This is a genomic window from Streptomyces syringium, from assembly GCF_017876625.1.
Classification (GTDB): Bacteria; Actinomycetota; Actinomycetes; order Streptomycetales; family Streptomycetaceae; genus Streptomyces; species Streptomyces syringius.
In genome coordinates this window covers 41339-65402 of the sequence record NZ_JAGIOH010000001.1, presented here as the reverse complement: position 1 = coordinate 65402, position 24064 = coordinate 41339, and the positions used below count along the sequence as shown (strand labels likewise).

Genomic DNA, 24064 nt, shown 5'->3' with positions numbered 1-24064 from the left:
GGCTGTATGTGTTCCTTCAGACATACTTCCTCGTCCCACAGAACGCGGACTTCTTCTTCGGCACGTTCAGCCGGTGCTTCCAGGACCCTCGGATCGGGTTCCCGCAGCAGAGCAGCCATGCCTTCGAGGAAGCGCGGCGCCTGATGTCGGCCTGTCAGCAGCCCGCTTTCGTCCACCAAGCGCAGTGGGTCGGCATCGGCTTCTTGCTGCTGTGCGGCGTGTCGTTGGCCTGCTACCTTTCCCACCCCTGGTGGGTGACCCGCAGCAGGTGCGAGAGATTCCCAGCACTGCCGAGCCTGCGTTCGCGCCCGCTGTCGCGATTTCCGTCGAAGGACGACCCCGACGGGCGGGAGATCGCGGAGTACCTCGACCAGCAGTGCCGCACGGTCGGCGTGCACCCCCCGCCCGTCTGGATGCTGGACGCCCTGGCACGTTCGTCCAATGGGCTCGCCTTCGGGATGCCCTGGCGGCGGCGCGTCATCATCGACGCCCCGCTGGTGAGGTGTTTTCGCACCGATCGCGACGTGTTCCGCGCCGTGATCGCGCATGAGCTGGCACACCTGCGCAACCGCGACGTGGACAAGACCTATCTGGCCTTCGGAATCTGGTGGGCCTTCCTGACCGTCGCGGTGATGCCCTTCGGAGTACTGACCCTGCACAGCGCATGGTCCGGCGGGCCACCCGTGATCCCTCCCGGCGCCGTGCGGTACCTGGTGGACGTCCCGCATGCCGTGGGGCTGATGGCCGCCCTCACCGTGCTCGTCCACCTCATCCGGAACTCGGTCCTGCGGGCTCGCGAGTTGCACGCCGATGCCACGGCTGCGGCGCAGCGCGGGTACGAGGGTGCGGCGGCGATCCCCCGCGCCCTGCTGGACCCCGCCACGGCAGGCCAAGGCCACGGTTCCGCACGCGTCGCCCTTGGCCGGCTCACACGCCGACTGGGGTACTGGCCGACGCCCGAGAAGCGGCAGCGCGTCCTGCGCGAACCGGCCCTGCTCACCCGCCCGACGGTGTGGGAGCTGCTGGGCGCCGGAGTCGTGGCAGGCGTCTTCACCGCCAGTGCCGACGACCTGGTGGACACGCTGTTCCGCCTGCTCTGGGGCAAACTCAACACCCGCATGGGTGATCTGACGGTCGGCTGTGCCATCGGCGCCGCACTCACGGGAGTGCTCGCCGCAGCCGTGTGGCGCACCGTCGCGGCGTCCGATCTGGAACCTCGGCCTCCCAGGGCCGCATGGCTGGCGCTTCCCGCCGGGCTCGTCGGGGGATACCTCGCCGGAGCCAGCCTCCCTCTGCTCACGGACGGAACCGAGCTGCCTGCCACCACACTCGAGGGGCAGGGCTTCGGGTGGCTGCTGAGGGCGGGGCCGGTGCTGCTGGCCGGTGCCGTGTGTGCCACGGTCTGGCTCGTCTCCGTGGCGCGCGGTCTGCTTCCCCGGGCCCGTGGCCGCAGGGCCCTGTACGCGGTGGTGGCCACGTCCGTCGTCTCCTTCGCCCCGTGGTTCGCCGTCTGGTACTCCGTCCGGCGCACCGGACGGAGCAACGGGTTTCAGCCCCTGCTGGGGGACGCCCCGGACATCGGCTCCTCGATCGGCTGGTACACGGCACTCAGCCGGTGGACAGGCTTCACATGGCAGCCGCTCACCGTGCAAGGGCGGCTCCCGTTCGCCCTGGTGGGTCTGATGCTGCTCTGGCTCGTACCGCTCGCCTTGCTCCTGGTCGTGGGCAAGGCAAGCGGCACCCACGCGGACGTCCGGCCACAGATCAGGACGGCGCTGCTCCTGGGCCTGGCCGGAGGGGCATCAGTGATCGTCACGGCCGTGGCGTTGCCGTTTCTCGCGCGGGCCGCACTGCCACCCGCTGTTCTGCACTATCCCGGAACGCAGCAGGACATGGGGTTCCCGGGCGTCTACTGGCACACCTACATCGCCCTCGCCTGCGTCGCCCAGGGCGCTGTGGCCATGTCGATCTCCGCCACTGTCCCAAGGCACCGGCCCGCGCTCGTCCTGCTCGGCACAGCACTGACCGCGCTGGCAGCGGATCTCGGCCGCGCGTTCGCCTTCGCGATGGCCGGCTGCACGCGCCTCTTCGGCGCATCTGTCCGCCAGTGTTCCGTCCCGTTCGTTCCGGAGGTCCTCGCGGAGGACCTGCGGACCATCGCCCTGCGCGGGTTGGCGGCCGTAATTCCCGCGACCTTGCTGGGAGTCGGCACAAGAGCGCTCGCACAAAGCCGGACGGCCACACAGCACGGCACGCGCACCGCGAGCGGGCGCCGGAAACACGACCGGACCCGTACGTGGCTCCTGGCTACGGCCCTCATCGTCCTCGTCGCAGCCGACGTCGCAGCAGTGGCCCTCGCGCTTCCCGGAGACCACGACGTCTGGAAGACCTGGCTCAGAGGCTGATGCCGCCTCCTGGCCCTCACGGGAGGGGACCATGCCCGGGCGCGTGGGCGCCGCCGATGTCAACGGATGCCGCGATCGCCGGGCCGTCCCCGTGAGGGTGACGGCCCGGCGGACGGAGCGAGTTGCCTCAGCCTGCGCGTTCGGCTCTCGGCTCTCGACCTTGAGTGCTGGGCTCAAGGCTCCGTGGTGTGCACGCTGGTCAGATGCGCGTGTCCTCCACTGCGGGGACGAAGGGGCTGCTGCTCTTGTTCCCCTTGAGGGAGCGGCGCGGCGCGGGCGCCGTGGTGGACTTGCTGCAGAACGCGGGCTCAAGGGTGTTCGTCAGGCTCTGGGTGACGGCACCGTTGTTGGAGGCGTTGGCGAAGAGCACGACGGTGCGCTTGCCGTCGGGGGTGGCGAAGGTCTGCGTCTGGTAGCCCTGGACGATTCCGCCGTGGCCGAGGACCTTGCCGCAGGAGAGGGTGATCTCCCGCAGGCCCAGTCCGTAGCTGATCTTTGCCGTGTTGGTGGGAAGCACGCTCGCCATCTGCCGCAGTGAGTCGTCGGACACCAGCCCTCCGGAGCTGCCGGCGAGCAGAGCGGTCAGAAAGCGGTCGAGGTCGGAGGCGGAGGAGACGACGCCTCCCGCGCTCCAGATCCAGGACGCAGTCTGCTCGGTCGAGTCCAGCAGCGGCTTGCTGCGGTCGTCATTGGTCAAGTAACCGGTGATGCGCGGGCCGGCGATGCCCTTCTCCGGCACGGTGAACGAAGTCTGTCGCAGCTTCAGCGGCTCGAAGATCTGCTCGCGCAGCAGCTCGGAGTAGGGACGCCCGGTGAGGTGTTCGACGGCCATGCCCAGTAGCACGTAGCCCGTGTTCGAGTAGGCATACGCGCCACCCGGGGCGTACTGCGGACCGCGCTTGACCGACATGGCCACGAGGTCCTTGGGCTCGTATACGTTGTTGCGGATGCGCTTTTCGAAGGCGTCGGTGGTTTCTTCACCGCTCTGCTCGAGGAGGTTGTTGGTGTGGTCGTACACCCCGGCGCGGTGTTCCATCACCTGGCGCGCGGTGATGGGCCAGCTCTGCGGGAGAGTCCCCTCCGGCAGATAGTCGCGCAGCGGCTTGTCCAGGTCGATGCGGCCCTGTTCGGCGAGGCGCATCACGAGGACGGAGGCGAACATCTTGCTGTTGCTGCCGACTCTGAACCGCCAGTCGGTGTTCATGGGCGTGCCGTCCAGATCGGCCTTGCCGATGGCCAGCGACCGGTCGAGCCCGGGGTTGCCGTGGTCGCGGATCACCGCGAACGCGCCCGGTGCGCCCGAGTCCACGACGCGTTGCAGCGCGGCCCGCACCGCGGAATCGTCCGACGTGACAGGGGCCTGCTGGGCGGACGCGCTCACCGCGCCGCCGGCCACCAGCACCACAGTGGTTGCGAGCGTGGTCACCGAACGCGTGAGCCTGGTTGTCACCATAAATACCTCTGTCCCCCGGTGACTCGCAGAGAGTCCCGGTTTCCTCACCTGTATGGGACCAAGATCGTATATGGGTGCTGGGGCCCGTTCCTCCGTGGTGCAGGTGTCCGCAGCGACGCCGGCCCTTAGCGGGTTGATGGTGCCGAATCCTCGAACGTGCAGGCGTGCTCCTCGCTACGCTCGGCAGGCCGGGGGTGCGGTGCGGGGCTCGACCTACGCGGCCCGCAAGCGCGTTCTGTTCCAAGGCGCTCCTGGAGCTTTCCGACCACCACCGGAGCATCGAAGGACCCTTGTGACGGAAGACGCGTGGGAGTTGGTCAGGCGCCTGACCGAGCGGCTGGACGACCACAGCACGCTGCCGGTCGAACAGCGGCGGATTCTCCAGACCCTGAAGATCAGCGAGGAGGCCGGTGAGGTCGCCGAGGCGGTGATCGGCGCGTTGGGGCAGAATCCGCGCAAGGGGTTCTCCCACACCTGGGACGACGTGCGGGCGGAAGTGTGCGATGTGATCACCACCGGCATGGTCGCCCTCAACCGGCTCACCCCCGATGCCGCCGAGGTGTTCGCCCGGCATCTGGCGCGCATCGCCGAACGCGATCTCGGAGAAAGGCCCCAGTCCGTCCAGGCGCCTGCCCCTGCGCCGTCACCGTTCGCAGGGACCGCTGCCCTCTACCGCCGCTACCGCTCCGGGCCGCCGGCCCCGGCCGCCGCTCTGCTGGCCCGCTCGGTCGCCGACGTGGCCGAGCCGGTCCTGCTGGATCTCGGCTCCGGTACCGGTCAGGTGCCGCTGGCGCTGCACGCGGTGTTCGCGCAGGCCGACATGGTCGAGCCCGATGCCGGCATGGTCGCCGAGACCGAGCGCCTCCTGCCGTATCTGCGGGGACCAGGGCAGTCCGTGCGCCTGCACCAGGTGAAGGCCGAAGACTTCATCCCGCCGTCCGGGACCTGGCGCGCGGATCTGGTGACGATCTGCAGGGCCTTCCACCGGGTCGGCCGGGACACCGTCCTGCGGCAGCTGGACGCCTGGACCACTCCGCAGGCCACGGTCGCGGTCATGGGCGACAGAAGCCCGTGGACCCTCGACCATGGCTGGGCCAAGGCGCTGCGGCTGCTGATCCAGTCGTTCCTCGGGGACGACCGGTGCACCGGCCCCGGCGATATCTGCGACACACAGGGCCGTCCCTACGCCGACGTCCTTGCCGAATCGGTCTTCGGCGATGTGCGGGAGTACCGCTTCGAGGAGCAGCGGGAGTGGACGCCCCGCCAGGTCATCGGCTGCCTCTCCTCGACGTCGTTCGCCTCTCGGGCCGCCTTCGGGGACCAGTGGCAGGCCTTCGAACGGAAGGCGCTGCGGCTGCTGACCGAGCACTGCGACGAGGGGACCGGCCTGCTGACGGAGGACAACACCTTCACCGTCCTTCTTGCCAACCGCCCGTAAAGTGCCGGCGTTCTTCAGCCTTCCAGCAGCGGACGCAGTTGGGCATGAGCCCACCCGCTGAGCGGGGTGGGGGTGGTGGTGAGCAGGTCACGGGACTGCTCGGGCACCAGGTCGCGCGACCCGGTGGTCATCCCGACGATGCCCTCCACCGCCGCTGCGGGCAGCCCGGCCGCGCGCAGCGCGTCCCGCGTCGCGTCGTCGCTGACGGGGTTGAGCCGGACCGGGCGCCCGAGCGCCTCGGTGAGGATCCGCGCGACCTGATGGAAGGTGAGGTCCTCCGGCCCGTGGACGGCCTGCACGACCCGGCCCCGCCAGGCATCGCTCAGCAGCCGGGCCGCGACCACGTCGCCGATGTCGCGCGGATCGACCCACGGCATCGGGTGGTCGGGGTCGAACGCCGTGGTCAGGATGCCCTGGGAGAGTCCTTCGAGGTCGAGCAGCAGGTTGGTGAAGAAGTACGCGCACCGCAGATGCAGCACATCCGCTCCGGTGGCATCGAGTTGTTCCTCGATCCCGGCCAGGGCGTCGATATGCCCGACCCCGTGTCGCTTCTCCGCCCCGACACTGCTCAACAGCACCACCCGCCCCACATCACCCACACGGGCGGCCTCGACCAGCGGTGCCGCGGTCCGCAGTGAGGCTTCGATCGGGTCTGCCGTCGTGTGGGGAGTGGGATCGACCCAAAAGACCGTCCGCACTCCCGCCACCGCCTCGCGGACGAACTCCGCGTCCGTCAGGTCACCCCGGCGCACATCGACCCGCGCGCGGGTCGCCTCGTCCAGGCGGGCCGGGTCACGGACCAGAACGCGGGGACGGACGCCGGCCTGGAGCAGCAGCCGCACCACGCGCGATCCCACGTGTCCGGTCGGTGTGGTGACCACGATGGTCATCGGTATATCCCTTTCGTGCACGTCGCTGGCGTTCCACGCACTCTAGGGCTCCGTGTGGCCGCAGTCGCCTCAGGAGACAGGCCCACACCGCGAACCAGCCATTTCCGCCGCGGCTCATGTCCCGTGTCGGAACCGGACCTTCAGCTGCCAGGCACCGGCCGCGCGGCGCACGGTGAACCCTGTGGAAATCAAGGGCCCGTTCATCCGGCAGGGCGCCTCCTCGCGCCGGACTGCGCGAGGAGGCGCCGGAGCCAGCGGGTACGGGCGTTGCGTGCGTCGTGGCTGAGGGCCGCCTGCGGGGCCATGCCGTCGAAGCCGTGGTAGGCACCGGGCCATACATGCAGTTCGGCCTGGCCGCCGGCCTGCCAGATCGCGTTCGCGTAGGCCACGTCCTCGTCCCGGAACATCTCGGCCGACCCCACGTCGATGTAGGCCGCAGGGAGTCCGGAAAGGTCCGTGGCGCGGGAGGGGGCCGCGTAGGGCGGCAGGTCCGCAGCACCGTAGCGGTCACCCAGCAGTGCCTTCCACACGGTCGCGTGGGAGATCCGGTCCCACACGCCGACGCCCGACATCTGATGGGCGGAGAAGGTGCTGTCGCGATCGTCGAGCATCGGGCACAGCAGCAGCTGCCCCAGTGGCTCGGGGCCGCCGCGGTCACGGGTCAGCAGGGCGAGGGCCGCGGCGAGACCGCCGCCGGCGCTCTTCCCTCCGATGACGATGCGGTCCGCGTCGATGTCGAGTTCGGCCGCGTGTTCGGCCGCCCAGACGAGTCCGGCGTAGCAGTCCTCCAGCGGTCCCGGGTACCGCGTCCGCGGCGCCAACCGGTATTCGACCGAGATGACGGCCATCCCCAGCGGGAGGGCCCACTCGCGCAGAATCCGCGGAAGCACGGACCATGCGTTACCCATGATCATCGCGCCGCCGTGCATGTAGTACAGCAGAGGCAGCGGGCCTGCGAGCCCGGACGGCCGCGCGCTCACGAGCGTGACGTCCGGCCCGCCCGGGGGCCCCGGCACACAAAGCTCCGTCACCTCGAAACGGCCGTCGGCGCACAGATCCCCGGCCGTCGGCCTGGGCCGGGACGCGGCGTCCCGCTCCTGACGGGCCGCAAGGTTCTCCGGTGTGACCGGCTCCCTCGACTCCTCGCTCAAGGCCTCCAGTACGGCGCCCAGTTCGGGGTCGAAGGGGGGTACTGCCTTCGGTGCCGGGAAACGGCCGGACTCCGACGTCGACTCCGCCGGCGCACGGCGGACACTCATGACCCGCTCTCCGGCCGGACAGCGGGATACCGTCCGGCACGCTTGCCGGAACAACTCGGCTGTACACACGTGCACTCGGAGAATATTCGCCTGAGACCCATACGGCGTAGCCAATCACACCGCCGATCCCCGGGGACGGGGCCCGGCTGCCGCCGGTCCGCTGTCACGGATCGGAGAGCGCGCAGCGGCACTGGGTGAACGCCGGCCGGCAGCCCTTCCCCGAGACGCAGCGGGATCCGACGCGTAGGCCTCACCGGCGGTGGATGTGATGCGTCGGACAGATCCTGGCCGATGGCGTGATCCCTATGCTGACGACATGATCAATACACCTCTGTCAGCCTTGGAAGTCGCGCTGGTCCAAACGGGCGCCCGAGCCGTGGACACGCTGCGCGACACCGCGGCCTTCGCACAGGGACTGGAGCGGCTGGGCTACCACCGGATCTGGTACGCCGAGCATCACCACTCGCCCGCAATCGGCGCGTTCCCGCCAGTCGTGTTGACCGCACACGCCGCCGCCTCGACCTCATCCATCCGCCTCGGTTCGGGCGGAGTGCTGGCCCCCAACCACGCACCCATCACGCTGGCGGAGCAGTTCGGAACACTGGCCGCCTTGCACCAGGACCGCATCGACCTGGGAATCGGCCGTGGCCCTGGAACCTTCGACGAGGTCACCGCTCGGGCGCTGCGCCGCGGAGCCGGACCGGCGACGGATGAGGAGTACCGAGGCGACGTAGCCGCGATCTTGTCCCTTCTGGTCGACGAGGTCGCACTCGGCCCGCTTCCGGAGCCGTGGCTGCTGGCATCCAGCACCGCGGGTGCCGCTCTGGCCGCCGAGCTCGGCCTGCCCATCGCCATCGCCCACCACATCCGGCCGCAGAACACCCTCGCGGCCCTGGAACGTTACCGAGCGGAGTTCACCCCGTCCCGTTGGTGCGAGCGACCTCGGGTGCTGGTGTGCGTGGAGGCGGTGTGCGCCGAGACGGAAGAAGAGGCCGCGCGGCGCCTCGGACCGATGGAAGTCGTCAAAGCCGGACTCCTCAAGGGCCGGAGCGAGATCCCCTTCCCCACGCCGGAGGCCGCGGCCGCCCACCTCTTCACAGCGGAAGAGCGACAGGCGCTGGACGGCTTCCGTGCGCAGCAGGCCGTCGGGACACCCGAGGCCGTCGTGCACCGGCTCACGCAACTGGTCCGTGAGACCGGAGCAGACGAACTCATGCTGACGACCCCCGTCTACGACCTCCGCGACCGCATACGCTCGTACGAACTCATCAAGCAGTACATCGACGCCAGGGCAACCCGGTAGGGGCAAGGGCGGATCGCCGCGAGCGGGCCGGGTCCCGGGGGAGCCCGCCTCGGCGCCCGCACCCGGTCCCACACGTGGGTCAATGCGGTCGGACGGTCACGATCCGTCCGTAGACAGGCACGGCGGTGGTGTCGCCGGGCGTGTTGGCGAGCCGACGGAACTGATTTGCCGTCAGGCCGGTGAGTGCACGGAACTCGCGGGACAGGTGCGATTGGTCATGGTAGCCACACAGCGCGGCCAGCTCCGCCCAGTTCCTGTCGGGAGCGTGCGGGATGGTGATGACTCTTTGGAAGCGCAGGATCCGCGCCAGCCGTTTCGGCGGCAGCCCGATCTGTTCACGAAACAGCGCCTCCAGCCGGCGTCGGCAGCGACCGGTGAGCGTGGCGAGGTCACCTATCGTCATCGTTCCGCCCGAAGCGCTCAGCCGTTGCCACGCTTCCGTGACGACCGGTGAGGGCTGCGGACCCATGGCCAGCCGTCCGGCGACCGCCTCGTCGAGCACCTTCCAGCGTCTGGCCCAGTCCGAGGTCTGGGTCAGGCGGCCGACGAGTCGGTCCACCCAGGGTCTGCCCAGCACGGCGGCTGGATCCACCATCATGTCCGCCAGGTGCCGCATCGGCAGGCCGAACATTGCGTATGCGCCCAGCGGCGTCAGCTCGAGCTGTACCCCCTGAGCCGTACCACCGACCTCGGTGGTGACGGCCGTGGTGTGGAGGCCGACCAGGGCCATCTCCCAACGCGTACCCGCCAGACCGTCGTTCCCGCTGGCGACGACCCGCATGGGGTCACCCCAGGACAGCAGCAGGCTTACGGTCGTCGCCGGGATGAACAGCTTGCGCCGCGGAGGTGCGCCGTGCAGGCGGTACCCGGCGTAGCTCACCACGTGGGCCCTCAGCCAATCAGGCGCGGGCCTCAGGGCCAGCTCGACCGTTCCTCCCGGCTGCACACGTCTCCCCATGATCTGCCTCCCTGTACTTCGCATTCGTACAAGACGGCAACCCGCCCCCGGCCTCAGTGTGGACCCACGCACGAGCCCTCTGTAGGACAGATCGAGCCGAAGGGGACTTCATGCGCTCGGGCAGGGTGCCGATGGTCGGCACGACCTGCCGCAGCGGCATGCCGACCCAACGCATGCCGTGGAGGCGGCGGCTCACGGAACGAACGGCTCGCCCGACAAGGAATCGAGGAAGCAGGATGAGGAAGTCCGCTCTGGTCGCGTTGGTCGGCGCCCTTCTGGCCGCCGGCGCGGCATTCGAAGCGTCGGCAACCGCGACGGCTGCCGCGAACAGCACCACCGTGAACGCCTCCGCCGGCGCCGGCGCTGTCGCGGCGCTGCCCGAGAAGTTCGCCACGCACTCCGCGGCTCTCGCCCGGCTCCGGGAAGGGGGACTGGCCTCCAAGTTCCCCAAGCCGAGGTCCACGGGCAACTGCACGACCCGGGCCAAGGGAGTCACCAACTGCACCTCCCTGGAAAAGGTCAACAAGAAGACTGTCGACGGCATGAGGATCTTTGCCCAGAAGAGCGGATGCAAGATCCAGATCACCGGCGGCACCGAGTGGGGTCACGCTCCGCGCAACGTGTCTGACCCGGACAACCACACCAAGTACAAGAGTCACTGGAACGGCTACAAGCTGGACGTTTCCACGAAGGCAGGGGACGGCGGCACCTGCGTCACCGACTACGTCACGACCCACTACCGGCGCTACGGCTCGGTCGACGGCCACCCGCGGTACATCTCCGGTGGCGGCAACTGGTACGTCAACGAGGGCAACCACTGGGACGTCACGTACTTCTGACCCGTTCCGCAGTCGAAGGGGCATGTCATGAAAAAGACCCGCAAGGCGCTGACCGTGGTCGCCGTGGTCGCCGCCGGACTCATGGCGGCGGGCCCGGCCCACGCCTCCGCGCCCGGCGTCATCACCGGTGACGGTGTACGTATCCGCTCGTGCCCCTCCACCGGCGGCGACTGCCGGGTCCTGGCCACCGCGAACCGGGGCGACAAGGTCACCCTCCACTGCCTCGACGGTACTCCTGGTGACCCCTGGTTCCACGTCCGGCATGCGCGCAGCGGCAAGTCCGGCTACGTCAACGGCGGTTATGTCCGCAGGTCGGGCCCCGGCACCATCCCCATCTGCTGAGCGAGGAGTACGTGATGCGAGGAACGGTACGAGGTGTGCTGGCCGGACTGGTCGCGGCCACCACACTCGCGGTCGGCGCCGCACCCGCGGCGGCGTCCGTCGCCGGAAGGATCAGCGTGGACGGCGCACGCATCCGGTCCTGTGCGGGCACCGGTTCGGCCTGCCGGGTGCTGGCGCTCGGCTACTTCGGGGACGCCGTGACGATGAAGTGCGACACGACCGTGGGCGGCCTGCCGTGGGTCAAGGTCCACCACCACCGCAGCGGCAAGACCGGCTTCGTCTACGGCGAGTACGTGTACCAGGACGCAAGCGGCTCGATACCCCGCTGCTAGATCTACCAGAAGGAGTTTCCGTGCATCTGCGTAACACCGTCGCCACCGCGCTCGCCACAGCGGCAGGCATCACACTCGGCCTGCTCCCCGCCACTGTCACCACCGCCGTGGCGGCACCCGCCCCGACGGCCAACGCGTGCACCCCCGGCGACGCCCGGGTGGTCCGCAGCAGCGGCATGGCGGGTCCGCTCGTCGAACTGCTCTACAGCCCGTCGTGCCGCACCGCATGGGGCCGGGTCAGGCACGCCTCTTCCGGAGACCAGGTCGAGGTCAAGAACCGCCTCGGTGCCTCAAAGACCGCGACCGTCGCCCGTGGCAGCACCACCGCCAAGACCGGATCGGTCAACGACAGGAACACACAGGCATGGGCCTGCGTCACCACCCGCTCAGGCAACGTGGCATGCACGGAGGGGTACTGATGCGCATGCAGCACCGCGCGGACCGTGGGTACCAGCGGCACCAACCTGGTCCGGAACGTTTTCCTGGAACGTCAGGCCCTGAGAGGAGACGCCTGATGCGCTTGCACAGAACCCTCGTGGGGGCGGCGTGTGGCACGGCCCTGGCTCTGGGCGTCGCGGCCGCGCCGGCCCAGGCGGCCCGGACTCCGGCGATGTGCGGTTTCGAGGTGTGCCTCAGCACGACCAACGGATCGGCCACCCTCTACTTCGACCGTTACGGCGCGAGTGCGTGGAAGGTGTGTGACGACGCCCCGGACGGAAGGCGGGCTATGGCCGAAGTCCGGGGCCCCTCGGGTCAGGTGCTCAGGCTGCGTACCGCGGACGGATTCGGCAGTTGCAGCCCTGAGCAGGTCCTCCATCCGGAGCCCTCGAGCGGCAGCGTGCTCTCGCTGAAGGTCTGGGTGCAGAAGGGTTCAGGGGGAACGCCTCAGTACCACGGGTACGACAGCTACCGCTGGTAGAGCCCTCGGAAGCACCGGCGGAACCGACACCCGCCGCGCGCCACGGCGACCGCCCTCATCACGGGGCGGCCGCTGTAGGCGTGCGATGGGTGCTATGGGGCGACGCGGGGAAACGTCCGCTTGGTGCGGACTCAGCGGTCGGCTGTGTTCACCGGCGAGGTCGGGACCTGCGCGCAGGGCCGGTACGTCCACCGGGCATGCGGGCCCGGCACGCATGGTGGGCAGTTGGGCCGCCCACGCTGTTCAGTACGTTCTCGGCAGGCACGGCTCGCAGGGGCTTTCGACGGATCGCAGGGTGAAGCCGTGCGCGGCCAGGGTGCGCACCTCGTTCTCGAAGCGGACGTCCGGCACGACGACGGGGCGAACATCACCTGTACGTCGTTGGCCGGGCATGGGTGGGGCGATCACGCTGGATGAACCGAAGTGGATCGAGCCCTTCTCGGGAGTGCTGTCGAGGTGGGTGAAGTAGGCGTAGTGGCCGATACCGGGTGCGATCTTCCAGGGCAACACCGGCGGATACCGGCTGGTCGCCGGGTCGGCGATGCCCCCGCTGCTCCTGGACGACGACGAGGCCGTCGCCATCGCGCTCGGCCTGCGCACCGCCGCCTGCGGCGCCGGGTGGCCGCCCTGTCCCGGGCCGCCACCGTCATGACCCACACCGGACCGGCCGCCGATCCGGGCCTGCTCGCCGACCTCGCCGCCGCGTGCATGACCAGCGAGACGGCCCGCTTCACCCACACGCCCGCCGACGGCCAGACCTCCCGCCGCCACGCCGAACCCAAGCAGGTGGTGACCTCCGGGCGATGCTGGTACCTGCTCGCTGCGACCTGGACCGCGCGGGCCGGCGCACCTACCGCCTGGGCCGGATCAGCGAGCTGCACCGCACCGGCGCCCGCGTTCAGCCCCCGCGACCTGCCCGGCGGCCAGGACCCGGCCACCGACCTGGCCGATGCCTGGACCAACGCCCCGGGCATGCTCCGTGCCCGCCTCCTCGGCAGTTCTGACACAGCTACTGAGCCGAGCTTCACTCGTCTGCCGGTAGGAGGAATTCACGTGACTCGCCTGCGACCTCGCGACACGGGGGCCACGGTGACGGCCCCGAAGCGCCAGGCAGTGATGGAGCCCGCGGAACTCCAAGCCAAGGGCGAAGGAGCTGCCAAGCGATAAGGAAGTTCGATGGGTATGCTGACGCGCGCGCCGAAGGAATGCGGCTCGTGGTTCTGGGACCTGGACGACGTGGTGGAGCCGGTCTGCAGTCCGTGCTCAGGGTCGCGGGGCGCATGAGTGCGGTGCTCCAGAAGCGCGCTGTGCTGGAGCCGGACTCGCTTGAGTGGAACTGGTTCCAGCAGAAGGTCAACAGCCGGGCGTTCTCAGACGAAGGCGAACCCATGACACCGATGCCACCTGCTGCTGCAGGGATTGCGGTGATGAGCCCAGTTCATGCGGCAGCTGCGGTGAAAAACAGAGCTGCAACCGATCTTCGTCTTGTTATTCCATAACAACGAAGGTAGCTACGACATACGAGCCTCGTCTCCGCCAGTTCGAAAACAACTTCTAAGCTTGTTTTTTAACCAGTTCGGCGCGGTTTTGTGCCGACTTTGTGGTGGGTGGGGCGGCTGAATGCCTCGCCGGTGGCGAGGACTCTGCCCACGTCATGGCGGGTGGCTGGGCGGCGGTTCTTCGAGCCCGGCGGCCTGCCTGGGCCGGGCCGGGACGGTTTCGGTGCACCGGCCGGAGAGCCGGTCTTGGTGTGGAGGTTTCTGAACCCTCTGCGGACGCGGGCGGGTGTCAGTTTGTTCGGCGGAGCCGGCTTCTCCCAGGGTCTGCGGAGGTCAGTGGCCAGCGGTCGGGCGAGCCGGAGCTGGGCATAGGCGGCGATCACGAGCCAGGTCCATCGGTCGGCCGCTTCCGAGCTGCGAAGCCGGGGCCTGGTCCAGCCGAGGGTCTGCTTGAAGAGGCGGAATGTGTGCTCGATGTCGAAGCGGCGGAGGAATGACTGCCAGCAGCGGTCGACGTCCGCTTCGGTGGCGCCGGCGCGCGACCACCACAGCCAGACCGGCTTGTTCACCCCGCCGCTGGGCAGCTTCTCCACGACCAGCCGGATGACGGTGCCCTCGATGATGGGCAACGGCCCGTCGTGGTCGAGCCACGCGGCCCGGCGGGTCAGCCGCGGGTGCAGACGGTCCCACGCCTGCGCGGTCGCTTGCCCGTAGAGCCGGGTGTCCGTGACCGTCACGGCCTGCTCGACACCCCAGGTGGTGGGGTCGCCGAAGACGAACTCGCCGCCGTGCTTGGGCGGCCGGCCGCCCTTGGGGTTGGCCAGGTGGAACTCATGGCGGGAGGGTGTCGGACGCCGCATCACGCGATCTGAACGGAGCCGGCCGAGGACCTCGACGGGCAGGTCACCCAGCAGGTGAGCGATGCGCGGGGCGTCGTATCCGGCGTCCAGCACGACCAGGACCTCCTGGTCGCCCGGCCGCCACTGGCCGGCGGCGACCAGCCGCTCGACGACCTCTCGGATCTGCACGGTGGTCACCGCGGCGACGTCGGCGCCGGGCTCTAGGCGGACCGCGTCCAGCACTGCCGTCCAGGACGTGCGGCCGGTCTCCAGCGCGGCCACCACCGAGTACGGCCAGCCGGGCACCATCTGATGCTTGCCCTCGCCCCGGCCGAAGGTGTGGCAAAAGGCCCGGTCAGCAGACGTGCTGGCATCCGGTCGCAGCCACGGCGAGACATCCACCGCCAGCACGAGCCGGCCGTCCGCCGCCCTCGGCAACGGCAGCCCAGCCAGGGCACGACGCAGCCGGGCGACGTCGATCCGGCCCTGGTTCAGTCCGCCGTACAGAGCCCCGTGCCCACGGCGGTGTTCGGGCGCGAGCGCGAGGCCGACCAGCGTCCGCACCGGCCCGTCCGTGCACAGCAGCGCGTCGCATAACTCGAACAACGCGTCGCCCCGCGCAGTCAGACACGCGTACAGCTCCGACCGGAAGTGTGACACTTCCGCGAACGCATCCCGCAGGACACCCTGACGCACCAAACTCACGACCACGGCCTTCGCGCTGATCCACTCTGTGACGGAGCACAGGATCAGACGAAGGCCGCCTACGTGTCCGCTGAACTGCGGAAACACCGATCAAGTTCGAGCCGCGTTCGATGCCGGTCGTTAAATGACAAGCTAAGGTGCAAGCATGTCGAAGGTCTTGAGCAAGCTGCCGGTCGGCGAACGGATCGGAATCGCGTTCTCCGGGGGACTGGACACCTCGGTCGCGGTGGCTTGGATGCGTGAGCGCGGCGCCTTCCCGTACGCGTACACCGCCGACATCGGACAGTACGACGAGCCGGATCTCGCGGAGGTACCGGAGCGCGGTCTCGCCTACGGAGCGGAGCGGGCGCGGCTCATCGACTGCCGTGCCGCGCTGGTCGAGGAGGGCCTGGCCGCGCTGGTGTGCGGTGCCTTCCACATCCGGTCGGCCGCCCAGGTCTACTTCAACACCACTCCGCTCGGCCGTGCCGTGGTGGGCACCCTTCTGGTGCGGGCGATGCATGAGGACGACACCTCCATCTGGGGCGACGGGTCCACCTACAAGGGCAACGACATCGAGCGGTTCTACCGCTACGGCCTGTTGGCCAACCCCAATCTGCGCATCTACAAGCCCTGGCTGGACCGCGGGTTCGTGGCGGAACTGGGCGGCCGGCACGAGATGTCCGCCTGGCTCGCGGAACGCGACCTGCCCTACCGCGACTCGGCGGAGAAGGCGTACTCCACCGACGCGAACATCTGGGGCGCCACGCACGAGGCCAAGCTCCTGGAGTACCTCGACACCTCCCTCGAGACCGTGAAGCCGATCATGGGCGTGGCCTTCTGGGACCCCGAGGTCGATATCGAGACCGAGGACGTCACGGTGGAGTTCGCGCACGGACGGCCCGTACGGATCAACGGGCGCGAGTTCGCCGACGCGGTGGAGCTGGTACGGGAGGCCAATCGCATCGGCGGCCGCCACGGGCTCGGGATGTCGGACCAGATCGAGAACCGCATCATCGAGGCCAAGAGCCGCGGTGTGTACGAAGCTCCCGGCATGGCGCTGCTGCACGTGTGCTACGAGCGGCTGCTCAACGCCATCCACAACGAGGACACCGTCGCGATGTACCACAACGAGGGGCGCCGGCTCGGGCGGTTGCTGTACGAGGGCCGCTGGTTCGACCCGCAGGCGCTCATGCTCCGCGACAGCCTGCAGCGCTGGGTCGGCTACCCCATCAGCGGCAGTGTCACGGTGCGGCTCCGCCGTGGCCAGGACTACTCCGTGATCGACACGCAGGGCCCGAACCTCAGCTACCACCCCGAGAAGCTGTCCATGGAGCGCAGCCATGAGCCGGCGTTCGTCCCGGACGACCGCATCGGGCAGCTGACCATGCGGAACCTGGACATCGCCGACACGCGGAAGATGCTGGAGGAGTACGCCAAGCACGGTCAGCTCCGGCCCTGGAGCGGTCTGATCGGCGAGCTCGCCCCGGGCGGTGCGGTGGCCATCGCCGCGGGCAGCGAAGAGGCGGAAGCCGCTGCAGCGGCTTCCGACACGCTCGACCATGCGGCTATCGAGTCGGGCACGGACTGAGAGGCCCGCGCAAGGACCCGGATGCTGCGGCGGGGACGGCGGGCACGCCCGTGCTCCGGCGGTAGTAGGAGAACTGGGTCACCCCGTGGTATCCGTAGCTCTCCGGGTGCAGTTCGTGCAGTGCGACCCCGCCGCGGGACAGCGATCCGAGAAGGTCCGACAGCAGCTCACCGGCTCGGGCGATGAAGGCAGCCTTCTCCTCGGCGCTGTTCGTGCCCAGGGTGATACCGGCCTCCACGTGCGCGTCCCGGCCGCCGGTCTGCGGACCTGACCCTGCTACCGCTGACTCCCCGGACCTCCCGCCGTCTCGTACTGACCGGACCCCATGCCCGGCCCTGGCACCCGGCAGTCCGCACGCTGGCAGAATCAGCCGCTGACCTCCTGGCCCTGAGCCCAAGGCCACCGCGGCGCGGCGGATCGCCAACGGCGATGGGGACCTGAGCCCGAGCCCAGTGCGGACGTCCTCTTGTGGCGTCACCATCCGACTGTTCCCATGGTCTCGGGGTGCGATGGGTCAGGGGGCGGCATGGCTGAGTTGAAGGTCTCGCGATGGCGTAATTTCGGACACGACCGGCTGTATGTGAACCTGCCCGACGGTACTGCCGTTGCGTGGGCCGACTGCCGAAGCGGCAAGGTGAAGGTACTGGTCGAGGAACACCGCCAGGAGGCTTTGGCGCTCTTGAAACTGCGCCTTGCGGACCTACCCGCTCCTGCAGACCCGGACCCCAAGCGGCCGCCCGAGGCCAAGCGCGCACGGCCAAAGCCAGTGAACCGGCCGACCCCTCGGAAACTGCCTCCTCTTACGTCACCCGACGACCTGGCTCTCAACCGGCCCGGCTCCGGGATACGGGAGATGCTCCGGTCGAAGGGGCCGAGCCGGGTCCGACGCATGCTGGACAGGTTCCTCCGCAGGAAGACCGAGTGGGACTCGTGGTTCAAGGGGCTCGCCGGCGAGCAGATAGCAGGGGCTGAACTCGACCGCCTCAAGGCTCAAGGCTGGAAGGTTCTCCACTCGATTCAACTCGCCCGCGGTGGGGACATCGACCACTTGCTCGTCGGGCCAGGAGGAGTCTTCACCGTCAACACCAAGAATTTCCAGGGCAAGTCGGTGTGGGTCGGTGACGACATGGTCAAGGTCGACCACGGGCCACCGCACCCCTATCCGGCCAAGAGCAGGGCCGAGGCCGCATACGCACGCGGTGTCCTGGAACGCTACTGCCCCTTCCCGGTAGAGGTGGAGCCGGTCCTCGTGTTCGTAGGCGTGAAGGAGTTACCCAAGGAGGCGACACAACTCCAGGTCCGGGTGTACCGGGTAAGGGAGGTCGCCGCCCTCGGACCTCTCAGCGGAAGGCTCACGCCGGAGCAAGTCGACATCGTCTACGAGGTGGCGCGACACCGCAGGGCCTGGCTCGACTCTTCCCGGCCCTGAAGGGCGTCGGGCCCTGCGTCGAGGCTGCGGAAATCTCGCTCGAACCGGGATCGCGTCGACTGGGAACGGCTGCGTCGGGAGGCATTCGCCCGGACAGCGGAGGCCCATAGCTGTAGGCGCACGTGTCAAGAGCCGGTCGGACTGCAAGCTGTCTCGACGTATCGGCGGACAACCGGATCGAGGTAGTCGACTCGAGGCCCACCGAGTTCCGCCAACTCGGTCCCGGAGCGGATCAGGGCGATCCGGTCGAGTTCCGAGTCGCGTCCCAGCGCCGTCTCCGAGGCCACCAGAGCCGCGAACCGTTCGTGCAGCAGCTCGGCCGGTCGCCCCGGAGCGAGAAACACGAAACCGACGTTCCCGTGCTCTCCTCGCGTGATCAGCCACAGAGTCAGGTCCGTGGGCGGCGTGTCGACCCCCGTCTCTTCGAGAAGCTCCCGAGCCGCATGGTCGCGGAGCGCAGCCACATCGAGCGGCTGCCCGTGATGCGGCGGCTCCATGGAACCGCCGGGCAGCTGCCAACGGCCAGGAGCGGCTGTCGACGACGACATGCGCCCGACCAGCAGACGTCCGTCATCTGCCGCCTGCAGGACGCAGACGAACACGGAGGACACCGAGGGAGCGCCGGGAACCCGGCGCAGGGCGCGACACCGATACGTCGACCTCGCCCAGGAGAGGACCAAGGTGCCCGCCTGCTCCTCCCAATTCAGTCCCGTGCACGCTACCGCCGGCCCGTCGAAGAGGCTCGAGTTGGCCTGGACCGCCTCGTCCCACACGCGGTTCATAGCCAGCTGGTCTGCCGCCGACAGCCGGGGCCCGGCCCCTTCCACGAAGCGGATCCGGTGAGCCTCGAAAAGATCAACACGGGAGGATCGCAGCGGTGGCTCGGTCACCGGTTCATGCTGGCACACCGGAGAGCCGAGCGGTCGGCTGTCCGACGCACGAGTTCGTCACGGTGCGGTGACCTGGATCCGTCCGGCGAAAGTGGCGCGGGCTCTCCTGGCCTGATGGTGACGACGGTGGGATCATCCCGTCATGGATCTGCGCGACGCGAAGGTGTTGGTGACGGGCGCCACTGGCGGGATCGGGCAAGCGCTGGCGGCGGCCCTGGCCGCCCGCGGGAGTGACGTGGTGCTCACCGGGCGCCGTACGGACCTGCTCGAGCCGTTGGCCGAGAGGCTGGGCGGCCGGGCCGTCCCCGCTGACCTGGCCGACCGCGACGCGATCGAGGAACTGCTGGCGGCGGCAGGCGAGATCGACGTGCTCGTGGCCAACGCGGCGCTGCCGGCGGCAGGTCTGCTGGCCGACTTCTCCATAGGAGAGATCGACCGCGCGCTCGACGTCAACCTCCGCGCGCCCATCGTGATGGCGAAGCTGGCCGGGGAGCGCATGGCCGCCCGCCGCCGCGGTCACCTGGTCTTCGTTTCCTCGCTCTCCGGCAAAGCCGCGTCCGGGCAGGCCTCCCTCTACAACGCCACCAAGTTCGGAATGCGCGGCTTCGCCCTCGCGCTCCGCGAGGACATGCGGCCCCACAACGTCGGCGTCTCGACCGTCTTCCCCGGCTTCATCAGGGACGCGGGCATGTTCGCCGACTCCGGCGCGACCCTGCCCCGCGGAGTCGGCACCCGTTCGCCGCAGGACGTGGCGCGCGCGACCATACGCGCCATCGAGAGAAACCTCGCCGAGGTCGACGTGGCCCCGATGAGTCTGCGCCTGGCCGCCCTGTTCGGCGGCGCCGCGCCCAGCGTCTCCGCCGCAGTCCAACGTCGCGTCGGCGGCGACAGGACCACCGAACAGCTCGCCAAGGGCCAGCGCCACAAGCGCTGACGCTCTTTCAGGCCCCGTGGGGTCACGCCGACTGCCGGCCGGTCAGCTGATCGCCGAGGGAGCTGCGGCGATACAGGACCTGCCGTCCGTCGCGCGCCCGGGTGACGAGGCCCGTGGCGTACAGCACGCGCAGATGCTGGGACACGGCACTTGAGGTGACCCTGAGGCGGCGGGCGATCTCGACCGTGGGCAGCGGCTCGTCGAGGAGGCCGAGCAGTCCCGCTTTCGGCGCACCCAGAAGGGAAATGAGAGCAGGCGCGTCAACGACGGGCGCCCGGCCCCAGAGCGTCGCCACCCCGCGGCTGGGATACGCCAGCATCGGCGGTTCCTCCGGACTGACCGGGGGCGCGGGCTTGTGAGCGAACACGGACGGTACGAGGAGCAGGCCCCGGCCGGACGACGCGACACGGTGCCGGCCGATCATCTTCTCGATGTGCAGCACACCGTTGTGCCATCGCAGATTCGGATGCATGTCGGCGAACAACAGGCGGGCGCCCCCCACGGCCAGTTGCCGCGCGCGGTAGGTCATGTCGGCCTCCAGCAGCAGTCGCATCTGCGGCCACATCGGCTTGATGGCGGACTCCCAGTACTGCCCCAGGAGTTCGCAGATGGCATCGCGGAGCCCGACCACGGGCGCGTCGTCGGCAGAGGTGGCATCGAGCAGAGCGCGGGGGAGCGGGTCGGGGGCGTGTGCGGCCAGGAGATCGCGGCGGACGAGATCAGGGGACGTCTGGCGGACGGATGCCAGTTCCTCCTCGAAGGACGGGGCGAAACTCGCAGGCCGGGGGGTCAGGAAGTCGGGAAGGGTACGTCTCACCGCCACCAAGGACATCAGCAGGTCGGTATCGAGCGCTTCAAGTCCGCCGAGAACAGACCTGCGCCACGGAAGGTGCAGCGCGGACAGCCCCGGCTCGCGCAGCACGCGCAGACTGAGCACCGTTTCGTGCAAGGGGGAGAGGGCGAACCGCGTGTCCGCAAGGTCCTCGACGCCGAGCTCGAAGCTGATCATTAAGCCATACGCTACATCGATTGGCAGCGGAGCACCGGTGCCGTGAACTCCACACATGAGACACGCGGCTCACGCACACTGCGAAGCGATCGTCAACGGAGCGGTACGTAGTACCGGTCGCGGCCGGGACGGTGGGCCCAGATGAGCCGCCGATTGGTCCTGATCCTCGCTCTGACCTGCGCCGTAGGCGTGGGCAACATCTATTTCCCGCAAGCGATCAGCCCGTTGGTCGCGGCGGGACTGGGTGAGGCGCCCGAGTCCGCCGCCCTGGTGGTGACCGCGACCCAGATCGGTTACACAGCCGGGATCCTACTGCTGGTGCCGCTCGGTGACCGGTTGCCTCACCGCTCGTTCCTCGTCACCTTGCTCGCCCTCACCGGCGCCGGTCTGCTGGCCGCGGGCTGCGCTCCCACCCTGCCGATCCTCGTCGCCATCAGCACCCTCATCGGCATCACCACGGTGGCCGCCCAGATCATTGCCCCGCTGGCGGCCGGGCTGGTGGCCGCCAACCGCCGCGGAGCGGTCATGGGCACCCTACTGAGCGGATCGATCGGAGGCATGCTGCTGGCTCGCACGTTCAGCGGCACGCTCGGCGAATGGCTGGGATGGCGCGCCCCCTACCTGGTGGCCGCGGTCCTGGTCCTGCTGCTCGCAACCGTCCTGGCGTGCACCCTGCCAGTCACCACCCCGCCCTCGCGCCAACCGTACCGGGCGCTCCTGACGGAGCCCTTGCACCTGCTCCGCACCGAGCCGGACCTGCGTCGCTCCTGCCTCTACCAAGCGACGATCTTCGCCGGGTTCTCGGCCACCTGGACCTGCGTGGCACTTCTCCTCACCGACCCGGCCTACGGTCTGGGCGCCCCAGCGGTGGGCATGCTCGCCCTGGTCGGCGCGGCGACCATGCTCTGCACGCCGTCCGCCGGACGGCTGGTGGACCGCAGGGGGCCTGACCCGGTGAACCTGGCCTGCATGCTGGGGGTCCTCGTAGCGGCCGCAGTCCTGACGGTGGGCGCCAGGGGCGGCGTACTGGGGCTGACCGCCCTGGTTCTCGGCACGCTGCTACTCGACATCGCCATGCAGTCCGGCATGGTCGCCAACCAAGCCCGGGTGTTCGCCCTGCGCCCCGACGCCCGCAGCCGGCTCAACACCGCCTACATGACATGCGCTTACCTGGGCGGCAGCGGAGGCTCCTGGGTCGGGGTACGCGTGCACGGCCAGGCCGGCTGGCAAGGGGTATGCGCGCTCGTGGCGTTCCTCGCCGCCGTCGCCCTGGCCCACCACCTCGTGGCGCTGTACGGCCGAAGCGGGCCTGTTCTCCCGAAGCTGCCGCGAAGCGACAAGTAGCCGGGCAGGGCCCGCTGGAGGGGTCTGGCGCCTGCCCGGCGCCGCACCACGGTGTGCGCATGTCGTCGGTGAAGACCGCCGGCCGGCCGCCGTGCTCGCCCGGGCGGACGGCGGTATTCGAGCCCGCCGCCTTGAGCCCGATCAGTGGCAGCGTGCCTCCGGCGAAGCCAACGACGCTGCACCAAGCCCCAACAGGGCAACGGCACCAGCAGCGGCTTCATCTTTGCCCGACACCCGGCCCCAAGCTCCGATAAACAGGAGGAAACTGTCCTGCCGCACGGGAAGCGCCGAACGCGCCCCTACCCCTGCAGCCTGCGCTCACCGGAGCTCGGGCCGGCCCTACGCCCTGCCCCGGACCCCATCGGCTGAGCGCATCGGGGGTTAGCCCTACCTGGAGTGGGCGGGTGGCAGGATCGTCGCCGGTGATCGCCTCCGGACAAGCTGGGCCCTGTACACCCGCTGGTTTCCCGTCGCTTCTCTAGGAGTTGGCTCGTGCGTGAGCAGGCAAGGCAGACGTTTCGTTCTTCCGGGCAGCAGCGGAGTGGTCCGCGCAGAGCCGCGTCGGCCGTGGCCGCGGTGGCCGTGGGCGTCATGACGATGGGCGCCCTGGCGCCACCCGCGGCGTTTGCCGCCGCCAGGCCGGACCCCGTTCAGCAGGGTCTGAACGCACTGGTGAGCAACGACGGCATGCCCGCCGCGCTGGCGAGCGTCAAGGACCGTGACGGCCGCACCCGTACCTACACCGCCGGGGTCGGCGACCTGGCCACCGGCTCCAAGGTTCCCGACGACGGTCAGGTGCGGATCGGCAGCAACACCAAGACGTTCACCGCGGTGGTCGTTCTGCAACTGGTCGGTGAGGGGAAAATCGGTCTCGACGAACCGGTCGACACCTATCTGCCGGGCCTCGTACGCGGGAAGGGCATCGACGGAAGCCGCATCACCGTCCGTCATCTCCTGCAGCACACCAGCGGACTTCCCAATTACGTCACGTACCTCGGCGAAGACATCCGGCGCTACGAACCCCGCGACCTCCTCGACATCGCCCTCCAGCACGAGGCCGTCGCCGAGCCCGGGAAGAAATGGGAGTACAGCAACACCAACTACGTGCTGGCGGGCCTGATCATCGAGAAGGTCACCCGGCATTCCCTCGTCGAGGAGATGGACCACCGCATCATCAAACGCCTCGGGCTGCGCCACACCTACTTCCCCGCCCCCGGTGACGTGACCATCCGCGAACCCCACCCCAAGGGCTACTACCAGGATGCGGCAGGCGCACCTCTGCGCGACGCCACGGAACTGGATCCCTCCTGGGGCTGGGCGGCCGGTCAGATGATCTCGACCAACTCCGACCTCAACCGGTTCTTCACCGCACTCCTGACCGGTGATCTCCTGGCCCCCGCGCAACTCGCCCAGATGCGCACCACCGTCCCGGCCGGCTTTCCCTTCCGCTCCGGAGCCGAGTACGGCCTGGGGCTCGTGAGCACGCCGCTGTCGTGCGGTGGTGTCTACTGGGGCCACGGCGGGAGCACGACAGGGTACGAGACCCGGGGAGGCGTCACCCTCGACCGTCACGCCGACAGGAGCCGCGCCACGAAGAGCCGCGCCGTCAACGTCGCGGTGACCATCCAACCGACCGACAAGACGGCCATGAAGCGGGTCGAGAGCCTCGTGGACACGGCCCTGTGCCGCTGAGCCGTGCCCGGTAGG

At 69.4% G+C, this 24064-nt stretch carries 24 protein-coding genes; 15 read left to right on the top strand and 9 right to left on the bottom strand.

Annotated elements, in window-relative coordinates:
• Positions 1-8: 8 nt before the first annotated feature.
• Positions 9-2405 carry a M56 family metallopeptidase gene (locus JO379_RS00325; RefSeq protein ID WP_209513210.1) on the top strand — a complete coding sequence of 799 codons (2397 nt, stop codon included), beginning with the start codon at positions 9-11 and terminating at the stop codon, positions 2403-2405.
• 199 nt (positions 2406-2604) lie between these two features.
• On the opposite strand, the gene JO379_RS00320 is transcribed toward JO379_RS00325, so the two are convergent.
• Positions 2605-3831, bottom strand: coding sequence for a serine hydrolase domain-containing protein (locus tag JO379_RS00320; protein WP_209513209.1), 1227 nt, complete (start codon positions 3829-3831; stop codon positions 2605-2607).
• Positions 3832-4150: 319 nt separating this feature from the next.
• On the opposite strand from JO379_RS00320, the gene JO379_RS33815 reads away from it, so the two are divergent.
• Complete coding sequence (locus JO379_RS33815; protein ID WP_307841831.1) at positions 4151-5296, top strand: methyltransferase; 1146 nt, start codon at positions 4151-4153, stop codon at positions 5294-5296.
• A gap of 14 nt (positions 5297-5310) precedes the next feature.
• On the opposite strand, the gene JO379_RS00310 is transcribed toward JO379_RS33815, so the two are convergent.
• Complete coding sequence (locus tag JO379_RS00310; protein ID WP_209513208.1) at positions 5311-6186, bottom strand: NmrA family NAD(P)-binding protein; 876 nt, start codon at positions 6184-6186, stop codon at positions 5311-5313.
• 200 nt (positions 6187-6386) lie between these two features.
• Positions 6387-7445, bottom strand: coding sequence for an alpha/beta hydrolase (locus JO379_RS00305; protein ID WP_209513207.1), 1059 nt, complete (start codon positions 7443-7445; stop codon positions 6387-6389).
• 316 nt (positions 7446-7761) lie between these two features.
• On the opposite strand from JO379_RS00305, the gene JO379_RS00300 reads away from it, so the two are divergent.
• Complete coding sequence (locus JO379_RS00300) at positions 7762-8748, top strand: LLM class flavin-dependent oxidoreductase (RefSeq protein WP_209513206.1); 987 nt, start codon at positions 7762-7764, stop codon at positions 8746-8748.
• Positions 8749-8827: 79 nt separating this feature from the next.
• On the opposite strand, the gene JO379_RS33810 is transcribed toward JO379_RS00300, so the two are convergent.
• Complete coding sequence (locus JO379_RS33810; RefSeq protein WP_209513205.1) at positions 8828-9628, bottom strand: helix-turn-helix domain-containing protein; 801 nt, start codon at positions 9626-9628, stop codon at positions 8828-8830.
• 314 nt (positions 9629-9942) lie between these two features.
• On the opposite strand from JO379_RS33810, the gene JO379_RS00290 reads away from it, so the two are divergent.
• The 5 genes from JO379_RS00290 to JO379_RS00270 all read left to right on the top strand — a co-directional run bounded on the left by JO379_RS00290 (position 9943) and on the right by JO379_RS00270 (position 12138).
• Positions 9943-10545, top strand: coding sequence for a hypothetical protein (locus JO379_RS00290; protein WP_209513204.1), 603 nt, complete (start codon positions 9943-9945; stop codon positions 10543-10545).
• Positions 10546-10572: 27 nt separating this feature from the next.
• Positions 10573-10887: an SH3 domain-containing protein gene (locus JO379_RS00285; protein ID WP_209513203.1), complete on the top strand. Its 315-nt coding sequence runs from the start codon at positions 10573-10575 to the stop codon at positions 10885-10887.
• 14 nt (positions 10888-10901) lie between these two features.
• Positions 10902-11219, top strand: coding sequence for a hypothetical protein (locus JO379_RS00280; RefSeq protein WP_209513202.1), 318 nt, complete (start codon positions 10902-10904; stop codon positions 11217-11219).
• A gap of 20 nt (positions 11220-11239) precedes the next feature.
• A complete protein-coding gene (locus JO379_RS00275; protein ID WP_209513201.1) occupies positions 11240-11638 on the top strand; it encodes a DUF2690 domain-containing protein in 399 nt (132 codons plus the stop codon).
• Positions 11639-11733: 95 nt separating this feature from the next.
• Positions 11734-12138 carry a hypothetical protein gene (locus JO379_RS00270; RefSeq protein ID WP_209513200.1) on the top strand — a complete coding sequence of 135 codons (405 nt, stop codon included), beginning with the start codon at positions 11734-11736 and terminating at the stop codon, positions 12136-12138.
• A gap of 243 nt (positions 12139-12381) precedes the next feature.
• On the opposite strand, the gene JO379_RS00265 is transcribed toward JO379_RS00270, so the two are convergent.
• Positions 12382-12720: a hypothetical protein gene (locus JO379_RS00265; RefSeq protein ID WP_209513199.1), complete on the bottom strand. Its 339-nt coding sequence runs from the start codon at positions 12718-12720 to the stop codon at positions 12382-12384.
• Between the two features lie 36 nt (positions 12721-12756).
• On the opposite strand from JO379_RS00265, the gene JO379_RS00260 reads away from it, so the two are divergent.
• Both JO379_RS00260 and JO379_RS00255 read left to right on the top strand, forming a co-directional pair.
• Complete coding sequence (locus tag JO379_RS00260) at positions 12757-13305, top strand: WYL domain-containing protein (RefSeq protein ID WP_209513198.1); 549 nt, start codon at positions 12757-12759, stop codon at positions 13303-13305.
• 113 nt (positions 13306-13418) lie between these two features.
• Complete coding sequence (locus tag JO379_RS00255) at positions 13419-13637, top strand: hypothetical protein (protein ID WP_209519031.1); 219 nt, start codon at positions 13419-13421, stop codon at positions 13635-13637.
• Between the two features lie 68 nt (positions 13638-13705).
• Here JO379_RS00255 and JO379_RS00250 read toward each other — a convergent pair whose 3' ends face one another.
• A complete protein-coding gene (locus JO379_RS00250; RefSeq protein ID WP_307841830.1) occupies positions 13706-15181 on the bottom strand; it encodes an NF041680 family putative transposase in 1476 nt (491 codons plus the stop codon).
• Between the two features lie 145 nt (positions 15182-15326).
• On the opposite strand from JO379_RS00250, the gene argG reads away from it, so the two are divergent.
• Positions 15327-16751, top strand: coding sequence for an argininosuccinate synthase (gene argG / locus JO379_RS00245; protein WP_209513196.1), 1425 nt, complete (start codon positions 15327-15329; stop codon positions 16749-16751).
• On the opposite strand, the gene JO379_RS00240 is transcribed toward argG, so the two are convergent.
• Entirely contained in the window at positions 16729-16989 is a 261-nt protein-coding gene (locus JO379_RS00240; protein WP_209513195.1) for a hypothetical protein, read from the bottom strand. The genes argG and JO379_RS00240 overlap by 23 nt on opposite strands.
• A gap of 288 nt (positions 16990-17277) precedes the next feature.
• On the opposite strand from JO379_RS00240, the gene JO379_RS00235 reads away from it, so the two are divergent.
• Positions 17278-18180: a nuclease-related domain-containing protein gene (locus JO379_RS00235; protein ID WP_209513194.1), complete on the top strand. Its 903-nt coding sequence runs from the start codon at positions 17278-17280 to the stop codon at positions 18178-18180.
• A 125-nt stretch (positions 18181-18305) separates the two neighbouring features.
• Here JO379_RS00235 and JO379_RS00230 read toward each other — a convergent pair whose 3' ends face one another.
• Positions 18306-19070 (bottom strand): NUDIX hydrolase, encoded by a 765-nt coding sequence (locus JO379_RS00230; RefSeq protein ID WP_307841829.1) that lies wholly within the window; start codon positions 19068-19070, stop codon positions 18306-18308.
• A gap of 142 nt (positions 19071-19212) precedes the next feature.
• On the opposite strand from JO379_RS00230, the gene JO379_RS00225 reads away from it, so the two are divergent.
• On the top strand, positions 19213-20004 hold the full coding sequence (locus tag JO379_RS00225) for an SDR family NAD(P)-dependent oxidoreductase (RefSeq protein ID WP_209513193.1): 792 nt from the start codon (positions 19213-19215) through the stop codon (positions 20002-20004).
• A 22-nt stretch (positions 20005-20026) separates the two neighbouring features.
• On the opposite strand, the gene JO379_RS00220 is transcribed toward JO379_RS00225, so the two are convergent.
• Complete coding sequence (locus JO379_RS00220; RefSeq protein ID WP_209513192.1) at positions 20027-21013, bottom strand: ArsR/SmtB family transcription factor; 987 nt, start codon at positions 21011-21013, stop codon at positions 20027-20029.
• 141 nt (positions 21014-21154) lie between these two features.
• Here JO379_RS00220 and JO379_RS00215 point away from each other — a divergent pair, with 141 nt between their 5' ends.
• Positions 21155-22357 carry an MFS transporter gene (locus tag JO379_RS00215; RefSeq protein ID WP_209513191.1) on the top strand — a complete coding sequence of 401 codons (1203 nt, stop codon included), beginning with the start codon at positions 21155-21157 and terminating at the stop codon, positions 22355-22357.
• Positions 22358-22849: 492 nt separating this feature from the next.
• On the top strand, positions 22850-24049 hold the full coding sequence (locus JO379_RS00210) for a serine hydrolase domain-containing protein (RefSeq protein ID WP_307841828.1): 1200 nt from the start codon (positions 22850-22852) through the stop codon (positions 24047-24049).
• Positions 24050-24064 lie beyond the last annotated feature (15 nt).